16 protein-coding genes and 1 pseudogene are annotated in these 18,864 nt (G+C 65.9%); 9 read left to right on the top strand and 8 right to left on the bottom strand.

Annotation, left to right across the window (positions count from 1 at the left end; all coding sequences use genetic code 11):
* The first annotated feature begins 3 nt into the window (after positions 1 to 3).
* Positions 4 to 621, top strand: a complete 618-nt coding sequence (locus F3J20_RS12720) for an SCO family protein (RefSeq protein WP_167048400.1) — start codon at positions 4 to 6, stop codon at positions 619 to 621.
* A 188-nt stretch (positions 622 to 809) separates the two neighbouring features.
* On the opposite strand, the gene F3J20_RS12715 is transcribed toward F3J20_RS12720, so the two are convergent.
* Complete coding sequence (locus F3J20_RS12715) at positions 810 to 1,100, bottom strand: YciI family protein (protein WP_167048398.1); 291 nt, start codon at positions 1,098 to 1,100, stop codon at positions 810 to 812.
* A 354-nt stretch (positions 1,101 to 1,454) separates the two neighbouring features.
* Between F3J20_RS12715 and F3J20_RS12710 the strand changes: the two genes are divergently transcribed.
* Positions 1,455 to 2,267 carry a MetQ/NlpA family ABC transporter substrate-binding protein gene (locus F3J20_RS12710; RefSeq protein ID WP_167048396.1) on the top strand — a complete coding sequence of 271 codons (813 nt, stop codon included), beginning with the start codon at positions 1,455 to 1,457 and terminating at the stop codon, positions 2,265 to 2,267.
* 72 nt (positions 2,268 to 2,339) lie between these two features.
* Here the strand turns inward: F3J20_RS12710 and F3J20_RS12705 are convergent, their stop codons facing one another.
* Complete coding sequence (locus tag F3J20_RS12705; protein ID WP_167048394.1) at positions 2,340 to 3,266, bottom strand: bifunctional helix-turn-helix transcriptional regulator/GNAT family N-acetyltransferase; 927 nt, start codon at positions 3,264 to 3,266, stop codon at positions 2,340 to 2,342.
* 371 nt (positions 3,267 to 3,637) lie between these two features.
* Here F3J20_RS12705 and F3J20_RS12700 point away from each other — a divergent pair, with 371 nt between their 5' ends.
* The 5 genes from F3J20_RS12700 to nagE all read left to right on the top strand — a co-directional run bounded on the left by F3J20_RS12700 (position 3,638) and on the right by nagE (position 11,106).
* Positions 3,638 to 4,372 carry a GntR family transcriptional regulator gene (locus tag F3J20_RS12700; protein ID WP_167048392.1) on the top strand — a complete coding sequence of 245 codons (735 nt, stop codon included), beginning with the start codon at positions 3,638 to 3,640 and terminating at the stop codon, positions 4,370 to 4,372.
* 87 nt (positions 4,373 to 4,459) lie between these two features.
* On the top strand, positions 4,460 to 5,563 hold the full coding sequence (nagA, locus tag F3J20_RS12695; RefSeq protein ID WP_167048390.1) for an N-acetylglucosamine-6-phosphate deacetylase: 1,104 nt from the start codon (positions 4,460 to 4,462) through the stop codon (positions 5,561 to 5,563).
* The gene (locus F3J20_RS12690) at positions 5,547 to 6,563 is read left to right on the top strand and encodes an SIS domain-containing protein (protein ID WP_205193257.1); all 1,017 of its coding nucleotides are present in this window, start codon (positions 5,547 to 5,549) and stop codon (positions 6,561 to 6,563) included. Before nagA ends, F3J20_RS12690 begins: the two co-directional genes overlap by 17 nt.
* 38 nt (positions 6,564 to 6,601) lie before the next feature.
* A complete protein-coding gene (gene ptsP, locus F3J20_RS12685; RefSeq protein ID WP_167048388.1) occupies positions 6,602 to 9,184 on the top strand; it encodes a phosphoenolpyruvate--protein phosphotransferase in 2,583 nt (860 codons plus the stop codon).
* 104 nt (positions 9,185 to 9,288) lie between these two features.
* On the top strand, positions 9,289 to 11,106 hold the full coding sequence (nagE, locus tag F3J20_RS12680) for an N-acetylglucosamine-specific PTS transporter subunit IIBC (protein ID WP_167048386.1): 1,818 nt from the start codon (positions 9,289 to 9,291) through the stop codon (positions 11,104 to 11,106).
* A gap of 116 nt (positions 11,107 to 11,222) precedes the next feature.
* Here the strand turns inward: nagE and cydB are convergent, their stop codons facing one another.
* From cydB to rpoH, 4 genes are all read right to left on the bottom strand, one after another.
* Positions 11,223 to 12,359 carry a cytochrome d ubiquinol oxidase subunit II gene (gene cydB, locus F3J20_RS12675; protein WP_167048384.1) on the bottom strand — a complete coding sequence of 379 codons (1,137 nt, stop codon included), beginning with the start codon at positions 12,357 to 12,359 and terminating at the stop codon, positions 11,223 to 11,225.
* Positions 12,360 to 12,396: 37 nt separating this feature from the next.
* The gene (locus F3J20_RS12670) at positions 12,397 to 13,992 is read right to left on the bottom strand and encodes a cytochrome ubiquinol oxidase subunit I (RefSeq protein ID WP_167048382.1); all 1,596 of its coding nucleotides are present in this window, start codon (positions 13,990 to 13,992) and stop codon (positions 12,397 to 12,399) included.
* Positions 13,982 to 14,242, bottom strand: coding sequence for a cytochrome oxidase putative small subunit CydP (gene cydP, locus F3J20_RS12665; RefSeq protein ID WP_167048380.1), 261 nt, complete (start codon positions 14,240 to 14,242; stop codon positions 13,982 to 13,984). Before cydP ends, F3J20_RS12670 begins: the two co-directional genes overlap by 11 nt.
* A gap of 391 nt (positions 14,243 to 14,633) precedes the next feature.
* Positions 14,634 to 15,569 carry an RNA polymerase sigma factor RpoH gene (rpoH, locus tag F3J20_RS12660; protein ID WP_167048378.1) on the bottom strand — a complete coding sequence of 312 codons (936 nt, stop codon included), beginning with the start codon at positions 15,567 to 15,569 and terminating at the stop codon, positions 14,634 to 14,636.
* Between the two features lie 361 nt (positions 15,570 to 15,930).
* Between rpoH and F3J20_RS12655 the strand changes: the two genes are divergently transcribed.
* Together F3J20_RS12655 and F3J20_RS12650 are read left to right on the top strand one after the other, a co-directional pair.
* Entirely contained in the window at positions 15,931 to 16,494 is a 564-nt protein-coding gene (locus tag F3J20_RS12655) for an acyloxyacyl hydrolase (protein ID WP_206000689.1), read from the top strand.
* Between the two features lie 42 nt (positions 16,495 to 16,536).
* Positions 16,537 to 16,920: a nuclear transport factor 2 family protein gene (locus F3J20_RS12650; protein WP_167048376.1), complete on the top strand. Its 384-nt coding sequence runs from the start codon at positions 16,537 to 16,539 to the stop codon at positions 16,918 to 16,920.
* A 346-nt stretch (positions 16,921 to 17,266) separates the two neighbouring features.
* Here F3J20_RS12650 and F3J20_RS12645 read toward each other — a convergent pair.
* Positions 17,267 to 17,740 (bottom strand): annotated as a pseudogene (locus tag F3J20_RS12645) (hypothetical protein); the annotation flags it as partial.
* Positions 17,741 to 17,753: 13 nt separating this feature from the next.
* A complete protein-coding gene (ybiB, locus tag F3J20_RS12640) occupies positions 17,754 to 18,731 on the bottom strand; it encodes a DNA-binding protein YbiB (RefSeq protein WP_167048374.1) in 978 nt (325 codons plus the stop codon).
* Positions 18,732 to 18,864 lie beyond the last annotated feature (133 nt).

Genomic DNA, 18,864 nt, shown 5'->3' with positions numbered 1-18,864 from the left:
ACCATGTTCAAGAACCGCTTTGCGCGCGTCGCGCGCGCCGCTGCGATGGCCTGCGCGCTCGGCGGCATGCTGCTCGCGGCGGGTTGCGGCAAGCAGCCGCCCGCCTTCTCGAATGTCGACATCACCGGCAACACGCAATTCGCGAGCGATTTCTCGTTGCCCGATACCTCGGGCAAGATCCGCACGCTCGCGGACTACAAGGGCAAGGTCGTGGTGCTGTTCTTCGGCTACACGCATTGCCCCGACGTCTGCCCGACGACGATGGCCGAACTGTCGCAGGCGTTGCAGCAGCTCGGTCCGGAAGACGCGAAGCGCGTGCAGGTGCTGTTCGTCACCGTCGATCCCGAGCGCGATACGCCGCAGTTGCTCGCGCAATATACGTCGGCGTTCGATCCGGGCTTCGTCGGCCTGCGTCCGGCCAGCGAGGAGCAACTCGCCAAGGTCGCGAAGGCCTTCCGCGTCTACTACGCGAAGGTGCCGGGCAAGACGCCCGACAGCTACACGATGGACCACACGGCCGCGAGCTACGTGTTCGACACGGACGGCAAGCTGCGTCTGTTCGCGCGCGACGGTCAGGGTGCGACGCCGTGGGTGCACGACATCAAGCTGCTGCTCGACTGAGGCCATACGTCGAGGCAGCGGCCGGGTTGGCGGCGATATCGCGTGTGATGATGCGGCGCACTTTCTGCGCGAACCGTTCGTGCAGCGCTCATGCGCCGTTCATGTGCCCTTCATGAGCTTCTCATGCACCCTCGCGTGCTCTCTCATGCACCCCTCGCGCCTGCCCGGCGATCCCTTCCACGTAACGCTCAGTCCGGTACCGGGAAGTTGATCCCCGGCGCGAGACGCGTCGTCTTGAACTCCGTCACCTCGTAGCGCGCGAGCTTCTGCTCGGCGAACGGATCGCTCGCGAGAATCCGCTCCAGCCTGTCCCGGTCGATGCGCACCGCGAGGATGATGCCGCCGTCGCGCGGCACCTTCGGCCCGGCCGCGACGAAGATGCCCGCGTCGAACTGCCGGGCGAGGAAGGCGCGATGCGCGTCGAGCGCGTCGTCGATACGGTCGAGCGGGGCGGTGTAGATCAGGTTGATGACGTACATGAGGTTCTCGCAACAGGCAATGGAGTCGGGCCGCTCGTGTCGGGCTGGCGCATGTGCGCAACGAGTTCGTCACGATGACGGTGCGCATCTGCGCGCATATTCGCGGCCACGGCCTTGAATTATCGGCTACCCGCCGCCGCGCCACGCGCATTTCACGCACGCCAGCCTCTCGCCGCCAACCCGCCCGGCGCACCGCCGCATAACCATATGCGATCAGGGTATTTCCCAACCCCGCGGCCATATGAGACCATTCCGGGTTTCGTCGGCGACGCGCCCGCAAGGGCCGGTGCATCGCCCGTCTTTCATCCGGATCTGACACCGGTCAGAGAACCGAACAGCAACAGCGAGAACCCCATGCAGCGCAGAAACATCCTGAAAGCTCTCACCGCGGTCGTCGCCGGCGCGGCATTCCTGACCAGCCTCGGCGCCCACGCCGACGACAAGGTCATCAAGGTCGGCACGATCGGCGGTCCGGACGCGCAGGTCTGGGAAGTCGTCACCAAGGTCGCGAAGCGGGAAGGCCTGAACGTGAAGGTCATCGAATTCAACGACTACATCCAGCCGAACGCCGCGCTCGACGCCGGCGACCTCGACGCCAACAGCTTCCAGCACCAGCCGTACCTCGACAGTCAGATCAAGCAGCGTGGCTACAAGCTCGTCAGCGCGGGTCTCACCTATATCTCGCCGCTCGGCGCGTATTCGAAGAAGCTCAAATCGCTGAAGGATCTGCCGCAGGGCGCGAAGATCGCGGTGCCGAACGATCCGTCGAACGAAAACCGCGCGCTGTTGCTGCTGCAATCGCAAGGCCTGATCAAGCTGAAGGACGGCTCGGCCACGGGCGGCAATAACGCGACGCCGCTCGACGTCGTCGACAATCCGAAGAAGATCAAGTTCGTCGAACTCGACGCCGCGCAACTGCCGCGCTCGCTCGCGGACGTCGACGCCGCCGTCATCAACACGAACTTCGCGCTGGCCGCCGGCCTTCAGCCGACCAAAGACGCGATCGCGCTCGAAGACATCCACAGCCCCTACGCGAACCTGATCGCGGTGCGCGCTAAGGACAAGGATCAGCCGTGGGTCAAGAAGCTGGTCGCGGCATATCAGTCGGAAGACGTGCGCCAGTTCATCAAGACGCAGTTCAAGGGCTCGATGGTGCCGTCGTTCTAAGCGACGCATCTCCGGCCTGGCGAGGCGCGGCGCGACACTGGTCGTGCCGCGCCTTTTCTTTTGCGGCCGTGGCTAGAGCTCCAGCTCCCATCGTTCGAGCGTCAGATCGCGGCCGAAACGGTGCGTGTCCACGGCACTGGTCAGCACGAAGCCCATGCGCTCGCAGAGCCGCCGCGGTTCCGCCAACGCGCTCGCGGTGGCGAGCGTGAGTTTCGTATAACCGGCCCGTCGCGCGAAACGCACGCATTCGCTGAGCAGCTGAGTGCCGATGCCGAAGCGCCGCATGTCCGGTTCGACCCACAGCAAACGCACGCTCGCCACCGTCGTCGATACGCCGACGATGCATGCCGAGCCGGTCACGAGACCGTCCTGTTCGGCGATCCAGCATTGCTCGCGCAGCGGATCGTTGCGCTGCGCGTACTCGGCGACCACCCGCGCGAGCAATCCTTCGAATGTCTGATCCCAGCCGTATTGCGCGGCGAACCACTGGGCCTGCCGATGCACGAGCCAGCCGCATTCGCCGGCGTGCGGCGGGCGCAGCACGACGAGTTCGTGCCTGGGCCGCTCGCGCAGCAGGCGCTCGATCAGCCTCATCGCGCCAATCAGTTGCTGCTGCGAGTGCATGTCGAGCCGGTCGAGCAGGGCCAGCGCGTCCTGCGTGGCGGCGGCGTCGAGCGGCGCGTAGGTCGCATGGCCGTGCTCGGTGAGCGCGATCAGCGATTGGCGCGCGTCGGTGTCGGATGGGCGGCGCGTAATCAGATTGCGCCGTTCGAAACTGGTCAGCAGGCGGCTCAGATAGCCACTGTCGAGACCGAGCGCGCGGCTCAGCGCCGACGCGGTTTGCGTGTGTTCGCGAGAAAGCTCGTGAAGCACGCGTACCTCGGTCAGCGAGAACCCGCTTTTCGTCAGGCGCTCATGCAGGGCGCCAATGTACAGGGTATAGAAGCGATTGAAATGGCGGACGGCGTGAGCGCGCCGCTGCGCCTCGGAATCTGTCAAGTGCGGCTCCCCGGGACCTTTTTGGGATTGGTACACGGCCACTATATTGGAACGCCCGCGGCGAGCAAAGCCGTCACGCCACGGGTGGATCGAAACTGGTATTAAACAGGTATCGATCAGACTGCTTTTTCGAGCCCGGCGAAAGTCAGGTAAGCATCCGCTGGTATGGTTCCAACCACCGGATACGGGTAAATCCCGATCTCCCAATTCGTCTCGAAACACCGCTCCAATCGGCCTCTGAGCCTTATCCGACAAGGCTTTGCCACGTACTATACCAGCATGGGACCAGTTAATTGACTGGTATTATGTTGGTTATATAATGGGCTCTCATTTTTCCGGGCCGCACTGCTCGCGGCGTCTCCTGGAGCCCCATGGAAACTCGCTGGTCCGCATTGATGCCTGACGTGCACAACGTCACGCCGCTCTACCTGCAGCTCGCGCGCAACCTGACGACGGCGATCCATTGCGGCGTCTGGTCGGCCGGCGAGGCGCTGCCGTCGGAACGCACCTTGTCGGATGCGATCGGCGTGTCGCGCATCACCGCGCGCAAGGCGATCGAGCTGCTGGTCGAGCAGGGCCTGATCCGGCGCTCGCGCGGCGCGGGCAGCTTCATCACGCCGCGCGTCGAAGACCCGCTGTCGCGTCTCACCGGCTTCACGAAGAAGATGCAGCAGCGCGGTTTCCGTCCGGATTCGGTGTGGCTCGAGCGCGACGTGCGCGCTGCCAATCGCGACGAACTGCTGCATCTCGGCCTGTCGCCGGGGGCGGCCGTCACGAGCCTGCGGCGGCTGCGGCGCGCGGACGGCATCGTGATGGCGGTCGAGCATTCGGCGCTGCCGGTCGCGATCGTGCCGGACCCGCAGGCGATCGGCGATTCGCTCTACAGCTATCTGGAGCAGCACGGCGTGGCGGTCGTGCGCGCGTTGCAGCACTTCCGCGCGGTCAACGCGTCGAGCGAAATCGCCGCGCTGATGGACATCGAATCGCGCACGGCGCTGCTGGTCATTACGCGCATCGGCTATAGCGCGGACCAGCGTGCGATCGAACTGACCGACACCTATTGTCGCGACGACTACTACGACTTCGTCGCCGAACTGCGCACCTGAAGCGCGTATCCGGGCGGCGCGGCTTGCTAGGGCCGCGAGCCGGGGCACACGAATTTGCTGCATACGTATCACGCACCAGAGAGACTCATGCTGACCGGAAACATACTCACCACCGACGGGTGGATTCACGGCACGCTCGAATACGAAAACGGCCGTATCACGGCACTGACCGGCGAGCGCGCCGATCCGTCGACGAACGACGCGCCCTACATCCTGCCCGGCTTCATCGACCTGCACGTGCACGGCGGCGGCGGCTCCGACGTGATGGAAGCCGGCGACGCGATCGAAACGATCACGCGCACGCATGCGCGCCACGGCACGACGAGCCTGCTCGCGACCACGATGACCGCGCCGCGCGAGGAGCTGATGAGCGTGGTCGCCGGGCTCGGCAACGTCACGCGGGTGCGCACGCCGGGCGGCGCGCGCGTGCTCGGGGTGCATCTGGAAGGGCCGTACATCAACCCCGGCAAGCTCGGCGCGCAGCCGGACGCGGCCGTGTCGGCGGTGATGGACGAGGTGCTCAAGTATCTGTCGATCGCACCGATTCGCGTCGTCACGCTCGCGCCCGAGATCGCCGGCCATATGGAGATCATCTCCGAGATGGCGGCGCGCGGCGTGCGCGTGCAGCTCGGCCATTCGCTCGGCACCTACGACGACGCCGTCGCCGCGCTCAAGCACGGCGCGTGCGGCTTCACGCACCTGTTCAACGCGATGTCGCCGCTGCATCACCGCAACCCCGGCCTCGTCGGCGCGGCGCTCGCGCATGCCGAATACGCCGAAATCATTCCCGATCTGCTGCACGTCCATCCGGGCGCGATCCGCGCCGCGCTGCGTGCGATTCCGCGTCTCTACGTGGTGACGGACAGCACCTCGGCCACCGGCATGCCCGACGGCGAATACCGCCTCGGCAGCCAGCACGTGACCAAGTGCCTGGGCGGCGTGCGTCTCGCCGACGGCACGCTTGCGGGCAGCACGCTGACGATGGATCAGGCGCTGCGCAATCTTGTTTCGATCGGCTTGCCGATCGCCGATGTATCACACCGTTTGTCGCGCTATGCCGCCGACTATCTCGGCATCGAAGACCGCGGCCGTATCGCGCGCGGCGCGTGGGCCGACGTGGTCGTGTTCGATCGCGAACTGACCTTGACCGCGACTTACGTCGAAGGAGAAGCCATTGTCGAATATGCTTAAAGAAGCGCTCGCGTCCGCCGGGACGGTCGCCGCGCAACTCGAGGACACCTCGCGCGTCGCGGCGCTCGCCGCGACGCTCGCGCAACAGCCGCGCCACGTCGCATTGACGGTCGCGCGCGGCAGTTCGGACCACGCCGCCAGTTACTTCGCCTCGCTGACGATGAGCCGCCTCGGCGTGCCGGTCGCGTCGCTGCCGATGTCGGTCGCGACGTTGCAGCAGGCGCCGTTGCAGGTGCGCGACCAGCTTGCGCTCGCGTTCTCGCAATCGGGCAAGAGCCCGGACCTTGTCGGCACGATGAACGCGTTGCGCAATGCTGGGGCGTTGACGGTCGCCGCCGTGAACGCGCCGGCGTCGCCGCTCGCGGATGCGTGCGAGTGGCATCTGCCGCTCGTCGCCGGTCCCGAACTGAGCGTCGCCGCGACCAAGAGCTATATCGCGATGCTGTCGATTTCCGCGCAACTGGTCGCGCATTGGCAGAACGACGCCGAACTGCTCGACGCGCTGAACACGCTGCCCGAGGCGCTGGAGCGCGCGGGCCGGCTCGACTGGTCGATGGCCGTGAACGAACTGCGCGGCATCGAACGGATGATCGTGATCGGCCGGGGCCTCGGTCTCGCGATCGCGCAGGAAGCCGCGCTGAAGCTGAAGGAAACCTCGGGCATCCAGGCCGAAGCGTTTTCGAGCGCGGAAGTGCGTCACGGTCCGATGGAGCTGATCGATCGCGACTATCCGCTACTCGTGTTCGCGCCGCGCGGACCGGAGCAGGCGGGCCTCCTGCAACTCGCGCACGACATGCGCGCGCGCGGCGCGCGCGTGCTGCTCGCCGCGCCCGACGACGTGGCCGACGCGTCGCTGCCGCTTGTTTCAACCGCACACGCGGCGCTCGATCCGATCGCCGCGATCCTGTCCTTTTACGTGATGGCCGCGGACCTTGCCGCCGCGCGCGGGCGCAATCCCGATGCGCCGCGCCATCTCAACAAAGTCACCGAAACTCACTGACGAGAATGCAGATGCGACGTGTCGAAAAGTCCAGCCTCATGAGTCATTCCGAAGATCACATTGTTTTGCTCGCACCGCTGACCGGTCCGGTCGTGCCGCTTGAGAACGTGCCGGACCCGGTGTTTTCGGGCGGCATGTTCGGTGACGGCATCGGCATCGATCCGCTGGAAGGTCGCCTGGTCGCGCCGTGCGACGGCGTCGTCACGCATCTCGCGCGCACCGGCCACGCGGTCACGCTCGCGAGCGCCGAGGGCGCGGAAATTCTGCTGCATATCGGCATCGATACGGTCGGGCTGAACGGCAAGGGGTTTGCGCCGATGGTCGAGCAGGGCGCGCACGTGCACGCCGGCGACGTGCTGATCGAGTTCGATCAGGACCAGATCGCGCTCAATGCGCCGAGCCTCGTCTCGGTGATCGCGATCGCCAATTCGGATGCGTTCGAGGTGATCGAGCGCGCGCCGGCAGGCCCGGTGAAGGCCGGCGAAACGCCGCTGCTGGTGCTGCGCGCGCGCGACGGCGTGAACACCGAGGCCGTGCGCGAGGCGAGCGCCGCCCAGGTCGAGACCGAAGCACGTCGCCAGATCACGCTGACGCACGCGGGCGGTCTGCATGCGCGGCCGGCCGCGCGAGCGCGCGAAGCGGCGCGCGGTTTCGATGCGCGTGTCGAGGTGCGGTACGAAGGCCGCAAGGCGGCGATCGAAAGCGTGGTCGGCCTGCTCGGCCTCGGCGCCGGCGAAGGTGCGACGGTCGAATTGCTCGGCGTCGGTCCGCAAGCGCAGGCGGCGGTCGATGCCGTCGCTCACGAACTGACGCGCGAAGCGCACGGCGAAGTCGAACAGAAGCCGGCGCGCCAGGCTACACCGGCACCCGCTGCTGTGTCCGTGGCGGCCGCAGCGGTGCGGGCCGCGGGCGAGCCGCTCGCGCCGAACACGCTCGCGGGCGTGTGCGCGGCGCCGGGCGTCGCGGTCGGCCAGCTCGTGCGCTGGGACGACGCGGACCTCGATCCGCCGGAACAGGCGAGCGGCACGTCGGCGGCGGAAAGCCGTCTGCTCGACAAGGCGATCGCGAGCGTCGACGCCGATCTCGACACGACCGTGCGCGATGCGTCGCAGCGCGGTGCGGTCGGCGAAGCGGGGATTTTCGCGGTGCACCGCGTGCTGCTCGAAGACCCGACGCTGCTCGATGCCGCGCGCGATCTGATCAGCCTCGGCAAGAGCGCCGGATTCGCGTGGCGCGAGGCGATCCGCGCACAGATCGATGTCCTGAGCAAGGTCGAGGACGCGCTGCTTGCCGAACGTGCCGCCGATCTGCGCGACATCGAAAAGCGCGTGCTGCGCGCGCTCGGTTATACGAGCGCGGCGGCGCGCACGCTGCCCGCTGAAGCGGTGCTCGCCGCGGACGAATTCACGCCGTCGGATCTGTCCTCGCTCGATCGCACGCGCGTGACCGCGCTCGTGATGGCGCGCGGCGGCGCCACCTCGCACGCGGCGATTCTCGCGCGCCAGGCCGGCATTCCGGCGCTGGTCGCGATCGGCGATGCGTTGCATGCGATTCCCGAGGGCACCCAGGTCGTCGTCAATGCGAGCACGGGGCGCCTCGAATTCGCACCGACCGAACTCGACGTCGAACGCGCGCGCCGCGAGCGCAGCCGTCTCGCCGACGTGCGCGAAGCGAATCGCCGGACCTCGCAGCAGGCCGCGGCGACGTCCGACGGCCGGGCGATCGAAGTGGCCGCCAACATCGCGACGCTCGACGACGCCAAGGCTGCCGTCGACAACGGCGCCGATGCGGTCGGGCTGTTGCGCACCGAGCTGCTGTTTATCCACCGTCCGGCCGCACCGAGTGCCGACGAGCATCGTCAGAGCTACCAGGCGATTGCCGACGCGTTGGGCGGCCGCACCGCGATCATTCGCACGCTCGACGTCGGCGCCGACAAGGAAGTCGACTATCTGACGCTGCCGCCCGAGCCGAACCCCGCGCTCGGCCTGCGCGGCGTGCGCCTCGCGCAGGTGCGCCCCGATCTGCTCGACGCCCAGTTGCGCGGCCTGCTCGCGGTGCGCCCGCTCGGCGCCGTGCGCATCCTGCTGCCGATGGTCACCGACGCGAGCGAACTGATCGGCATCCGCAAGCGCATCGACGAGCTGGCGCGCGAGGCCGGCCGCACGGAAGCGATCGAAGTGGGTGTGATGATCGAAGTGCCGTCGGCGGCATTGCTCGCCGATCAACTCGCGCAGCACGCCGATTTCCTCTCGATCGGCACCAACGATCTGACGCAGTACACGCTCGCGATGGACCGCTGCCAGCCCGATCTCGCGGCTCAGGCCGATGGCCTGCACCCGGCCGTGCTGCGCCTGATCGCGGCGACCGTTGCGGGCGCGGACAAGCACGGCAAATGGGTCGGCGTGTGCGGCGCGCTGGCGGGCGACCCGCTCGCGATGCCGCTGCTCGTCGGTCTCGGCGTGACCGAGCTGTCGGTCGATCCGGTATCGGTGCCGGGCATCAAGGCGCGCGTGCGCACGCTCGATTATCCGTTGTGCCGTCAGCGCGCCCAGGATGCGCTCGCGCTCGAATCGGCGCAGGCCGTCAGAGCCGCGAGCCGCGCCACCTGGCCGCTCGACTGAAGCCGCGTGGTCCGCGCTTCGCGGCGCGGGCCGGCGCAATCCTCACCTATCGCCACACAACCTAACCACAACGTCCAGTTACGAGACAAGGACAGGAGATACCCATGGATGGAAATCCGTTTCTGAAGATTCAGCGCCTCGGACGCGCGCTGATGCTGCCGATCGCGGTGCTGCCGGTCGCCGGCCTGCTGCTGCGCCTCGGCCAGCCCGACGTGTTCAACATCAAGATGATCGCCGACGCGGGCGACGCGATTTTCAGCAACCTGCCGCTGCTGTTCGCGATCGGCGTGGCGGTCGGTTTCGCGAAAGACAACAACGGCGTCGCGGGCCTCGCGGGCGCGATCGGCTATCTGGTGCAGATCGCGGTGATGAAGGACATCAACGACAAGCTCAACATGGGTGTGCTGTCGGGGATCGTCGCGGGTCTCGTGGCCGGTTTCCTGTACAACCGCTACAAGGACATCAAGCTGCCCGATTACCTCGCGTTCTTCGGCGGCAAACGCTTCGTGCCGATCGTCACGGGGGTGGTCTGCCTGATACTCGGCATCGTGTTCGGCTACGTGTGGCAGCCGGTGCAGAACGCGATCGACGTGGCCGGCCACTGGCTCACCACGGCGGGCGCGCTCGGCGCCTTCGTGTTCGGCGTGCTGAACCGTCTGCTGCTCGTCACGGGCCTGCATCACATCCTCAATTCGCTGACGTGGTTCGTGTTCGGCACGTTCACGCCGGCGGGCGGCGCGCCGGTCACGGGCGACCTGCACCGCTTCTTCGCCGGCGATCCGACCGCGGGCACCTTCATGACGGGCTTCTTCCCGGTGATGATGTTCGGCCTGCCGGCCGCGTGTCTCGCGATGTATCACGAAGCGCCGAAAGAGCGCCGCGCGATGGTGTTCGGCCTGCTGTTCTCGATGGGCCTCACGTCGTTCCTGACCGGCGTGACCGAGCCGATCGAATTCAGCTTCATGTTCCTCGCGCCGGTGCTCTACGCGATCCACGCGCTGCTGACCGGGATTTCGCTCGCGATCTGCTCGGCGCTCGGCATTCACCTCGGCTTCACGTTCTCGGCGGGCTTTATCGATTACGTGCTGAACTACGGGCTGTCGACGCGGGGCTGGTGGGCGATTCCGATCGGCATCGTGTACTCGGTGCTGTACTACGGGCTGTTCCGCTTCTTCATCCGCAAGTTCAACATGGCAACGCCGGGCCGCGAGCCGGCCGGTGCCGAAGAGCAGGCCGATTCGTTCACGGCCGGCGGCTTCGTCGCGCCGATCGCCGGTGCGGCCGTGCCGCGTGCGCGACGCTATATCGCGGCGCTCGGCGGCGCGGCGAATCTGTCGGTCGTGGATGCGTGCACGACGCGTCTGCGTCTGTCGGTGGTCGATGCGGCGAAGGTGTCCGAGAGCGAGCTGAAGACGATCGGCGCGCGCGGCGTGCTCAAGCGCGGCGCGACCAATGTGCAGGTCATCATCGGACCGGAAGCGGACATCATCGCCGATGAAATCCGCACGGTGATTGCGCAGGGTGGCGGCGATGAGGTCGGGGCTGCGCCGGTTGCCGTGGCTGCTGCTGTTGCGCCGACGGCGGTTGCCGCGCGGAGCGTGCAATCCGCGCCGCAACCTGTGGCTCAGCACGCGCAGGGCGGTCCGCTCGATCCCGATCCGCTGCGCTGGCTCGCCGTGTTCGGCGGCGCGGGCAACATAGTGTCGCTCGATGCGGTCGCGGCCACGCGTCTGCGGGTCGTCGTGCGCGATCCGTCGGCGGTCGATCGTCAGCGCCTCGCTTCGCTCGATACCGCGTGGGTGGCGACCGATACGTTCCATGTCGTGGTCGGCGAGGCTGCGCCGCGTTATGCGCAGAAGCTCGCGACGCGACTGTCGCCAGGCGGCGGCGCGGGCGCCGGCGCAGAGCCGGTACTGGCGTGAGCCATGCCCCGGTTCGCAGCGGTTGGCTGTGAATAAAAAGAGCGGCACCTTGTTTTCAAGGTGCCGCTCTTGCGTTAACCGCTGGATGCTACCGGACTCGCAAAACGTCGTGCCGTTCAATACATCGAATGGCTGTTTTCCTTGATGGCCGCCGCGGTCACCTTGCCACGCATCACGCGATACACCCAGCTCGTGTACAGCAGGATGATCGGCAGGAAAATGATGACGGCGACCAGCATGATTTCGAGCGTCAGGCGGCTCGACGTCGAATCCCATAGCGTCAGGCTGCTGCGGCCGTCGAGCGAGGACGGCATGATGAACGGGAACATCGAGAAGCCTGCCGTCAGGATCACGCCGACGACCATCAGCGCGGTCGACAGAAACGCGCTCGCCTCGAAGCGCGAACGCGCGAGCAGCACCGCCAGAATGCCGCCGACGAGACCCGCCACGGGCGCGGCCACCATCCACGGATACAGCGCGTAGTTGGTGAGCCACAGGCCTGGTGCGCCGATCACGGTCTTCAGCAGCGGATTGGCGACCGCGTCGAGCGGCGGCGCGTCGACGATCTGATAGCCGCCGATCATCGTCGCGACGAACGCGCCCGCCACCATGAACAGCACGACCGCGCACACCGCTGCGAGCCGCAGCGCCTTCGACGCGCGCTCGTGGATCACGCCATCTGATTTCCACTTCACGAACGCCGCGCCGTGCGCGGTCAGCATCGACACGCTGACAAGGCCTGTCAGCAAGGCGAACGGATTGAGCAGGCCGAAGAAACTGCCGTGATAGGTGACGCGCAGGTCGTTGTCGAACGAGAACGGCACGCCTTGCAGCAGATTGCCGAACGCGACGCCGAACACGAGCGCCGGCACGAGGCCGCCGATGAACAGGCCCCAGTCCCACGCGTTGCGCCAGCGCGGGTCGTCGCGCTTGCCGCGATAGTCGAAGCCGACCGGCCGGAAGAACAGCGCGAACAGCACGAGCAGCATCGCGAAGTAGAAGCCGGAGAACGACGCCGCATAAGCGAGCGGCCATGCCGCGAACATCGCGCCGCCCGCGGTGACGAGCCAGACCTGATTGCCTTCCCACGTTGCGCCGACCGTGTTGACGACGATGCGCCGCTCGGCGTCCGTCTTCGCGATGAACGGCAGCAGGATCGCCGCGCCCATATCGAAGCCGTCGGTGAGCGCGAAGCCGATCAGCAGTACGCCTATCAATGCCCACCAGATCAGTTTGAGCGTTGCGTAATCCATGGTGTCGATTCCTCTCGAACGGAGTGGCGGCGGCGCGTCACGCGGCCGTATTCGGCGACAGCGGCTGGGCGGCCGGCTGCGCGATCTCGTGGTGATAGCGGCCCGTGTGCAGCGACGACGGACCAAGCCGCGCGTACTTGAACATCAGCATGATCTCGATGACGAACAGCACCGTGTAGAACAGCACGAAGCCGCCGATGCTCAGATACAGATCGCGCGGCGTCAGGCTCGACGCGGCGAGATTGGTCGGCAGGATGCCGGCGATGCTCCACGGCTGGCGGCCCATTTCGGCGACGATCCAGCCGAGTTCGGCGGCGAGCCACGGCAGCGGAATCGCCCACACGGCCCAGCGCAGGAACCAGCGGCGCTTCTCCAGCAGCAGCGTGCGTTGCGCGCAGAACCAGAACGCGAGCACGAAGGTCGCGAGGAACAGCAGACCGAGGCCGACCATCAGGCGAAACGAGAAGAACAGTGGCAGGACCGGCGGGATCGTGCGCTGCGCCGCCGCGGAGATCTGCTCGGGCGTCGCATCGGTTACGTTCGGCGTGAACTGCTTGAGCAGCAGGCCGTAGCCGAGATCGGCCTTGTGCGCTTCGAAGGCGGCGCGCGCTGCGTCGGTCGCGTCGCCGCCCTTGAGCTTTTGCAGCGCTGCGAAGGCCAGCATGCCGCTTTTGATGCGGCCTTCGTTTTCCGCAATCAGGTCGCGCAGGCCGACCACGGGCTCGTCGAGCGAACGCGTCGCGATGATGCCGAGCGCGTACGGCACGCGGATCGCGTAATCGGTGCGCTGTTCGCGCTGGTTCGGAATCCCGAAGATCGTGAACGGTGCCGGCGCGGGCGCGGTTTCCCATTCGGATTCGATGGCGGCGAGCTTGACCTGCTGGACTTCGCCGGTGCGGTAGCCCGATTCGTCGCCGAGCACGATCACGCACAAGGCCGAGGCGAGGCCGAAGCCGGCGGCGATCGCGAACGAGCGCAGCGCGAACTCGGTGTCGCGGCGCTTGAGCAGATACCACGACGACACGCCGAGCACGAACATCGACGCGGTCACGTAACCGGCCGATACCGTGTGCACGAACTTGACCTGCGCGACCGGGTTGAAGATCACCGCGAAGATGCTGTCGAGCTCCATGCGCATCGTCTGGTAGTTGAACTTCGCGCCGACCGGATTGTTCATCCAGCCATTGGCGATCAGAATCCACAGCGCCGAGAGGTTCGAGCCGAGCGCGACGCAGAACGTGACGATCAGGTGCTGCACCTTCGAGAGCCGGCTCCAGCCGAAGAAGAACAGGCCGACGAAGGTCGATTCGAGGAAGAACGCCATCAGCCCTTCGACGGCGAGCGGCACGCCGAAAATATCGCCGACGTAATGCGAGTAGTACGCCCAGTTGGTGCCGAACTGGAATTCGAGCGTGAGACCGGTGGCGACGCCCATCGCGAAGTTGATGCCGAAGAGCTTGCCCCAGAACTGTGTCATGTCCTTGTAGATCGGCTTGCCGGTCATCACGTAGACGGACTCCATGATGACGAGCAGCCACGCGAGGCCGAGCGTGAGCGGCACGAACAGAAAGTGATAGAGCGCCGTGATGGCGAACTGAAGACGCGATAGTTCTACGACTTCGCTAACGGGCATGTTGATCACCTCGGGACGGATGCGGGACAGGCACCGACAGCAGCGCCTGCGCGACTTGCTCGGGCGGCAGCATCATGTGCTGCGCCTGCGGATGATTGAAAAAGGTGAACTTGAGCGCCATCAGCAGGACGAATTTGATGGCGAGGATGATGGCGATATCGCGTGCCAGTGTCGGGCCGCGCACCCACCGGGTGAACCGGGTGCGCCAGCGTGAGCGGCGTGTGCTGTGGCGATTGAGGGCTAGGGTCATGTTCGGTCGAAGACGACTTCATGCCGGTGAACCCGGCTGGACCAGTCCGCCCGGGCCGTCGGGAGATCTGGCGAATGCATGCCGATTGTAGGAGCCGAACCTCGCGCGCTTGAATTGGGCCGTGCGGCATCGAGTCGCGAAGCTCGCCGCGTCTGAGCAGTATTGCTATCTGACTTGCGATACGTCAAGGAAGCCGTGGCGGCCGGTGAGTGTTCACGATCGTGAATCGGCGGGCATGGGCGCGCCGCGAGAGCGAACGCGTGAGGATGAAAAAAGCCCCGCCGTCTTGCGAGGGCGGGGCTTGAACTAGCAAGTGATTCCCGTGCGAGGCGCCGGCTGCTGTATCAGCCTGTATCGGCTGTATTGGCCGCAGCCGGCGGCGTGGCGGGCTTTACGTGTATTCGGCGAGTGCGCCGCGCATCTTCTTCATCGCGCTCGCTTCGATCTGGCGGATACGCTCGGCCGATACGCCGAATTCGTCGGCCAGTTCGTGCAGCGTCGAGCCGCCCGAGCCGTCGTCCTCGACCTTCAGCCAGCGCGCCTCGATGATGCGGCGGCTGCGCGGATCGAGTGCTTCGAGCGCGCTCGCGATGCCGTCGCTTTGCAGCCGGTCGCGCTGACGCGAAGCCAGCACGGCGGTCGGCTCGCTGTGCGAGTCGGCGAGATACGCGATCGGCGCGTACGACTCTTCGCCGTCTTCAACCTGGCCTTCGAGCGCAATGTCGCCGCCCGACAGACGCGTTTCCATTTCCGCGACTTCTTCGCGCTTCACGTTCAGTTCCTTGGCGAGACCTTCGATCTCGTCCGGCGTGAACGCGCCGAGGCCCTGCTTGTGGCTGCGAAGGTTGAAGAACAGCTTGCGCTGCGCCTTGGTGGTGGCGACCTTCACCATGCGCCAGTTGCGCAGGATGTATTCGTGGATCTCGGCCTTGATCCAGTGCATCGCGTACGACACGAGGCGCACGTTCTGCTCCGGGTCGAAGCGCTTGACGGCCTTCATCAGCCCGATGTTGCCTTCCTGGATCAGGTCGGCGTGCGGCAACCCGTAACCGAGGTAGTTGCGCGCGATCGACACGACGAGGCGTAGGTGCGACAGCACGAGGCGACGCGCCGATTCGAGGTTGTCGTGCTCGCGAAACTCGGTGGCGAACTGGCGTTCTTCCGTCGGCGTCAGCATCGGAATGCGGTTGACGGCCTGGATGTAGGCGTCGATGTTGCCCAGTTGGCCGGGCAGCAGCGAGGAATGCGAGAGCGCCAGTGCACCTGCCGGAGCGGCCTTAGCCGACGACGGGCTCAGAGTACTCGGAAGGGTCATTGCATGGCTCACGTGTGAAACTCCTTTGGAATCAGACAATAGCGTGTTCAGTGATGGACTCCAGCGATGGATGTTAGCACTCTGATCTGTCGAGTGCTAATACTTAGAGGCTGTAGGGGCATCTGAGTTCCCGGAAATCCTATTGAGATTCGTTATCTAATAGCTATTAGACAGCCTATTTCGCTGTCGTTCAGAGAACGTAGAAGTTACCGACCCAATAGCCTTGGTTCTCATAATCGACTGATATTTTCCTATTTATCAGTAAATAATTGCGAATTTAGACAATTATTCATACGATCCGCGCTCTTAAGTTTTTATTTAGAATAAGCAGACGGTTACGCATCGTTTCAATGCTCGTGAGTGCGGGTGCAAGGTGAAGAACAAAAACACTGTTTTGCGTGGGTTTACTCTAAAAGGCACGCTGGCCGCGCTGCTGATGTCGGCGGCGGGTACGGCGCTCGCCGACCCGTTCGGGGTGCAGGTGGCGGCCGGGGTGGGCGACCATCACATCAAGAAGCTCGATCTGGGCATGGTGTGGGATCCGGACTGGACGTGGTGGCAGGTCGGCGACTGGCACTTCGCGTTGATCGGCGAGGCGCACGTCGCGTGGTGGCACACCAACGAAGGCAACGTTCATGGCGACATCGGGGAGGTTGGCGTGACGCCTGTGATCCGCTTCATCAAGATGTCGGGCCCGGTGCGGCCGTTCGTCGAGGTGGGCGCCGGCGTGCGGCTGCTGACGAGTCCCCGCATTTCTTCCGACCTCACGCTTTCCAGCGCGTTTCAGTTCGCCGACATGGCGGGCGTCGGGCTGCAATTCGGCACGCATCAGCAATATGTTGCGGGCTACCGCTTCCAGCATATTTCCAACGGCGGTATCAAAGAGCCGAATCCTGGTATAAATTTCAGCCAGCTATATTTGCAATATAACTTCTGACGACCGTGGCCGCCTTTGGCCTACGGTGTGCAAGGGGCTGCAATGGTGGCAAAGATGATCGAAGCGATTCGCGGGCTCGAGCGGGAGCGCTTTCGTGCGATGGTCGACGGCGACGGGCAGTCGCTCGACACGCTGCTCGCGGACAACGTGAGCTATGTCCACACGAACGGCAAACGCGAGACGAAGCGGCAGTTCATCGACGGGATTACGGGGGGGCGCCGCCGTTATCGGCAGATCGAGGTGCAGTCGCAGGACGTGCTGCCGGCCGGGCGCGAAACGTATGTCGTCACGGGCCGCGCGCTGATCGAGATGGAAGCGAACAACGGCGCGCTGCTGTTTCCGATTGCCTATACGGCGATCCATACGCAGGAAGATGGGCAGTGGCGTTTGATCGCCTGGCAGGCGACGCGCTGCGCGATCGAGTGACGCGTTTTTCGGCGACGTCCGTCTTGTTCGCATGATGTGGCGAGCGGCTTGCAGGTTTTGCGGGCGCGCTGGGTTTGCGTCTGATTCGCGCATGGACTCATGCCGCGGACTCGCGTGGGCTTCGGGTCGGATGCACGTCGGGTCCGGCTCGGCTTGCGGTATGCGCCTCGTGAGCGCGTCGGCGGCCACAGCGAAGCACGGGATACGCGCTCTGCTGCTGCGGATTCACTCCGCTTCTTTCACGACACACTCAGCTTGAGACCCGGCTTCAGGCCGCGACGCATTCGCCGGCCTCGTCGCGCTCGGTCGCGTTGTCGTTGCCATTGCCATTACCGGTAGCGGCGCCGTTCGCGCCGCTCCTTGCCCCGGCGATCCGCATCGTCACGTCGCCCGCATACGGATGCCGTGTCGGCACCGGAATCCGCGTGCAACGCTCCACCACTCGCCGGATCGCCGCGAGATCGGAAAAATCGAGTTCGCTATCGATGCCTTGCGCGTCGAGATTCATCGCGAGCGGCACGAGATCGACATTGCCCGTGCGCTCGCCATTGCCGAACAGGCAGCCTTCGATGCGATCCGCGCCCGCGAGCAGCGCGAGTTCCGCTGCGGCGATCGCGGTGCCGCGGTCGTTGTGCGGATGCACCGACAGCACGATGCTGTCGCGATAGCCGAGATTGCGGTGCATCCACTCGATCTGGTCGGCGAACACGTTCGGCGTGGCCGCCTCGACGCTCGCCGGCAGGTTGACGATCATCTTGTCGGCGAGCGTGGGCCGCCATGTCTGCGCGACGGCGTCGCAGACCTCGCGCGCGATTGCCACGTTTCGGCGAGTTTCAGCGCGCCGTTTTCGCGATCTCGACGATCAGCTCGACCTGTCGCTCGATCGCGCCAGGCACCGGCGCTTCGCCGCGCAGCACTGCGTCGATCCACTCGGCCGTGGTGACGGCGTCGCGCGCTTCGGGCAATTCGACTTCGGGCGCGTCGGGCGACGAACGCTCGTGCGGCAGACGCGTTTCGCAGATGCCGTCGTGCAGCCAGTCGACCTGCACCTGGCGCCGCGTATCCGCGACCGCCTCGCCCTCGGTGCCGCGCGCGAGCAGGGCGCCGCCGAGCGCAGCGTCGGGATGCGAGTTGAACAGCTGCGTGAGACTGTCGCGATATGGCGGATGCGTGTAGTTGACGAGGCGCAGCCCCGCGGGCGCGAACGGCTGCAGGATTTTCACGAGCGTATGCGTCGAATTGCGCACGCCCATGCGCCGGCGCAGCGCGAGCAGATGCGCGAGTTTCGGCGCGAGCACGTCGATCGAGGCAAATGCGAGGCGGCGCTCGGCGAGACCGTCTTCGATCTCGGCGAGTGATTGCGCGTGCGGAATCCGCAGCTCCGCGAAGATTTCGGCGCTCGTCACGCGGCCCGGATCTTCAGTGACGCCGTGCACGAGCACCGGCACACCTTCGCGCGCGAGCAGCAGCGCGAGCAGCGGCACGAGGTTCGGCTGCTTGCGCGCGCCGTTGTAGGATGGGATCGACACGGGCCGATATGCGCCGTGCGGCAATTGCACCGGCTCGAACGACGCATGCGCGGCGGCCAGCATCGCGGCGAGTTCGTCGGCGCTCTCGCCTTTCACGCGATACGCGAGCAGCACCGCGCCGAGTTCGAGTTCGGCCACGCGGCCGTCGAGCATCGCGGCGTAGAGTTCGCGGGTGTCGTCGGCGCTCAGCGCGCGGGCGCCGTTCGGGCCACGGCCGATTTCCTTGATGAAGCGGGCGCAGGGGAAGGGGGCGGCGGTAGCGGTGTCGGTCGGGGCGGTCATCGGGTAAGGGGGCGGGCGGCGTGGCGCGTCGCACTGGAGCGGGTCGCCAGCTGATTCAAAGGATGCTATTCGGTATGAGTATCGCATCTATGGGGCTCGCGCGAGAAAGAACGGGGCGCCGAGCCCGTGCCTC

Source organism: Paraburkholderia sp. Cy-641 (assembly GCF_011752945.1).
Lineage (GTDB): Bacteria > Pseudomonadota > Gammaproteobacteria > Burkholderiales > Burkholderiaceae > Paraburkholderia.
The sequence above is the reverse complement of the archived record's forward strand: the minus strand, read 5'-3'. Positions and strand labels throughout refer to the sequence as shown.

What these genes read in the sequence shown, in the direction of transcription:
- cydP (WP_167048380.1), bottom strand. Translation starts at nt 14,242, where the DNA reads ATGACCCTAGCCCTCAATCGCCACAGCACACGCCGCTCACGCTGGCGC.
- ptsP (WP_167048388.1), top strand. Translation starts at nt 6,602, where the DNA reads ATGAGTCATTCCGAAGATCACATTGTTTTGCTCGCACCGCTGACCGGT.
- cydB (WP_167048384.1), bottom strand. Translation starts at nt 12,359, where the DNA reads ATGGATTACGCAACGCTCAAACTGATCTGGTGGGCATTGATAGGCGTA.
- F3J20_RS12650 (WP_167048376.1), top strand. Translation starts at nt 16,537, where the DNA reads ATGGTGGCAAAGATGATCGAAGCGATTCGCGGGCTCGAGCGGGAGCGC.
- nagE (WP_167048386.1), top strand. Translation starts at nt 9,289, where the DNA reads ATGGATGGAAATCCGTTTCTGAAGATTCAGCGCCTCGGACGCGCGCTG.
- F3J20_RS12670 (WP_167048382.1), bottom strand. Translation starts at nt 13,992, where the DNA reads ATGCCCGTTAGCGAAGTCGTAGAACTATCGCGTCTTCAGTTCGCCATC.
- F3J20_RS12710 (WP_167048396.1), top strand. Translation starts at nt 1,455, where the DNA reads ATGCAGCGCAGAAACATCCTGAAAGCTCTCACCGCGGTCGTCGCCGGC.
- F3J20_RS12700 (WP_167048392.1), top strand. Translation starts at nt 3,638, where the DNA reads ATGGAAACTCGCTGGTCCGCATTGATGCCTGACGTGCACAACGTCACG.
- F3J20_RS12720 (WP_167048400.1), top strand. Translation starts at nt 4, where the DNA reads ATGTTCAAGAACCGCTTTGCGCGCGTCGCGCGCGCCGCTGCGATGGCC.
- nagA (WP_167048390.1), top strand. Translation starts at nt 4,460, where the DNA reads ATGCTGACCGGAAACATACTCACCACCGACGGGTGGATTCACGGCACG.
- F3J20_RS12715 (WP_167048398.1), bottom strand. Translation starts at nt 1,100, where the DNA reads ATGTACGTCATCAACCTGATCTACACCGCCCCGCTCGACCGTATCGAC.
- ybiB (WP_167048374.1), bottom strand. Translation starts at nt 18,731, where the DNA reads ATGACCGCCCCGACCGACACCGCTACCGCCGCCCCCTTCCCCTGCGCC.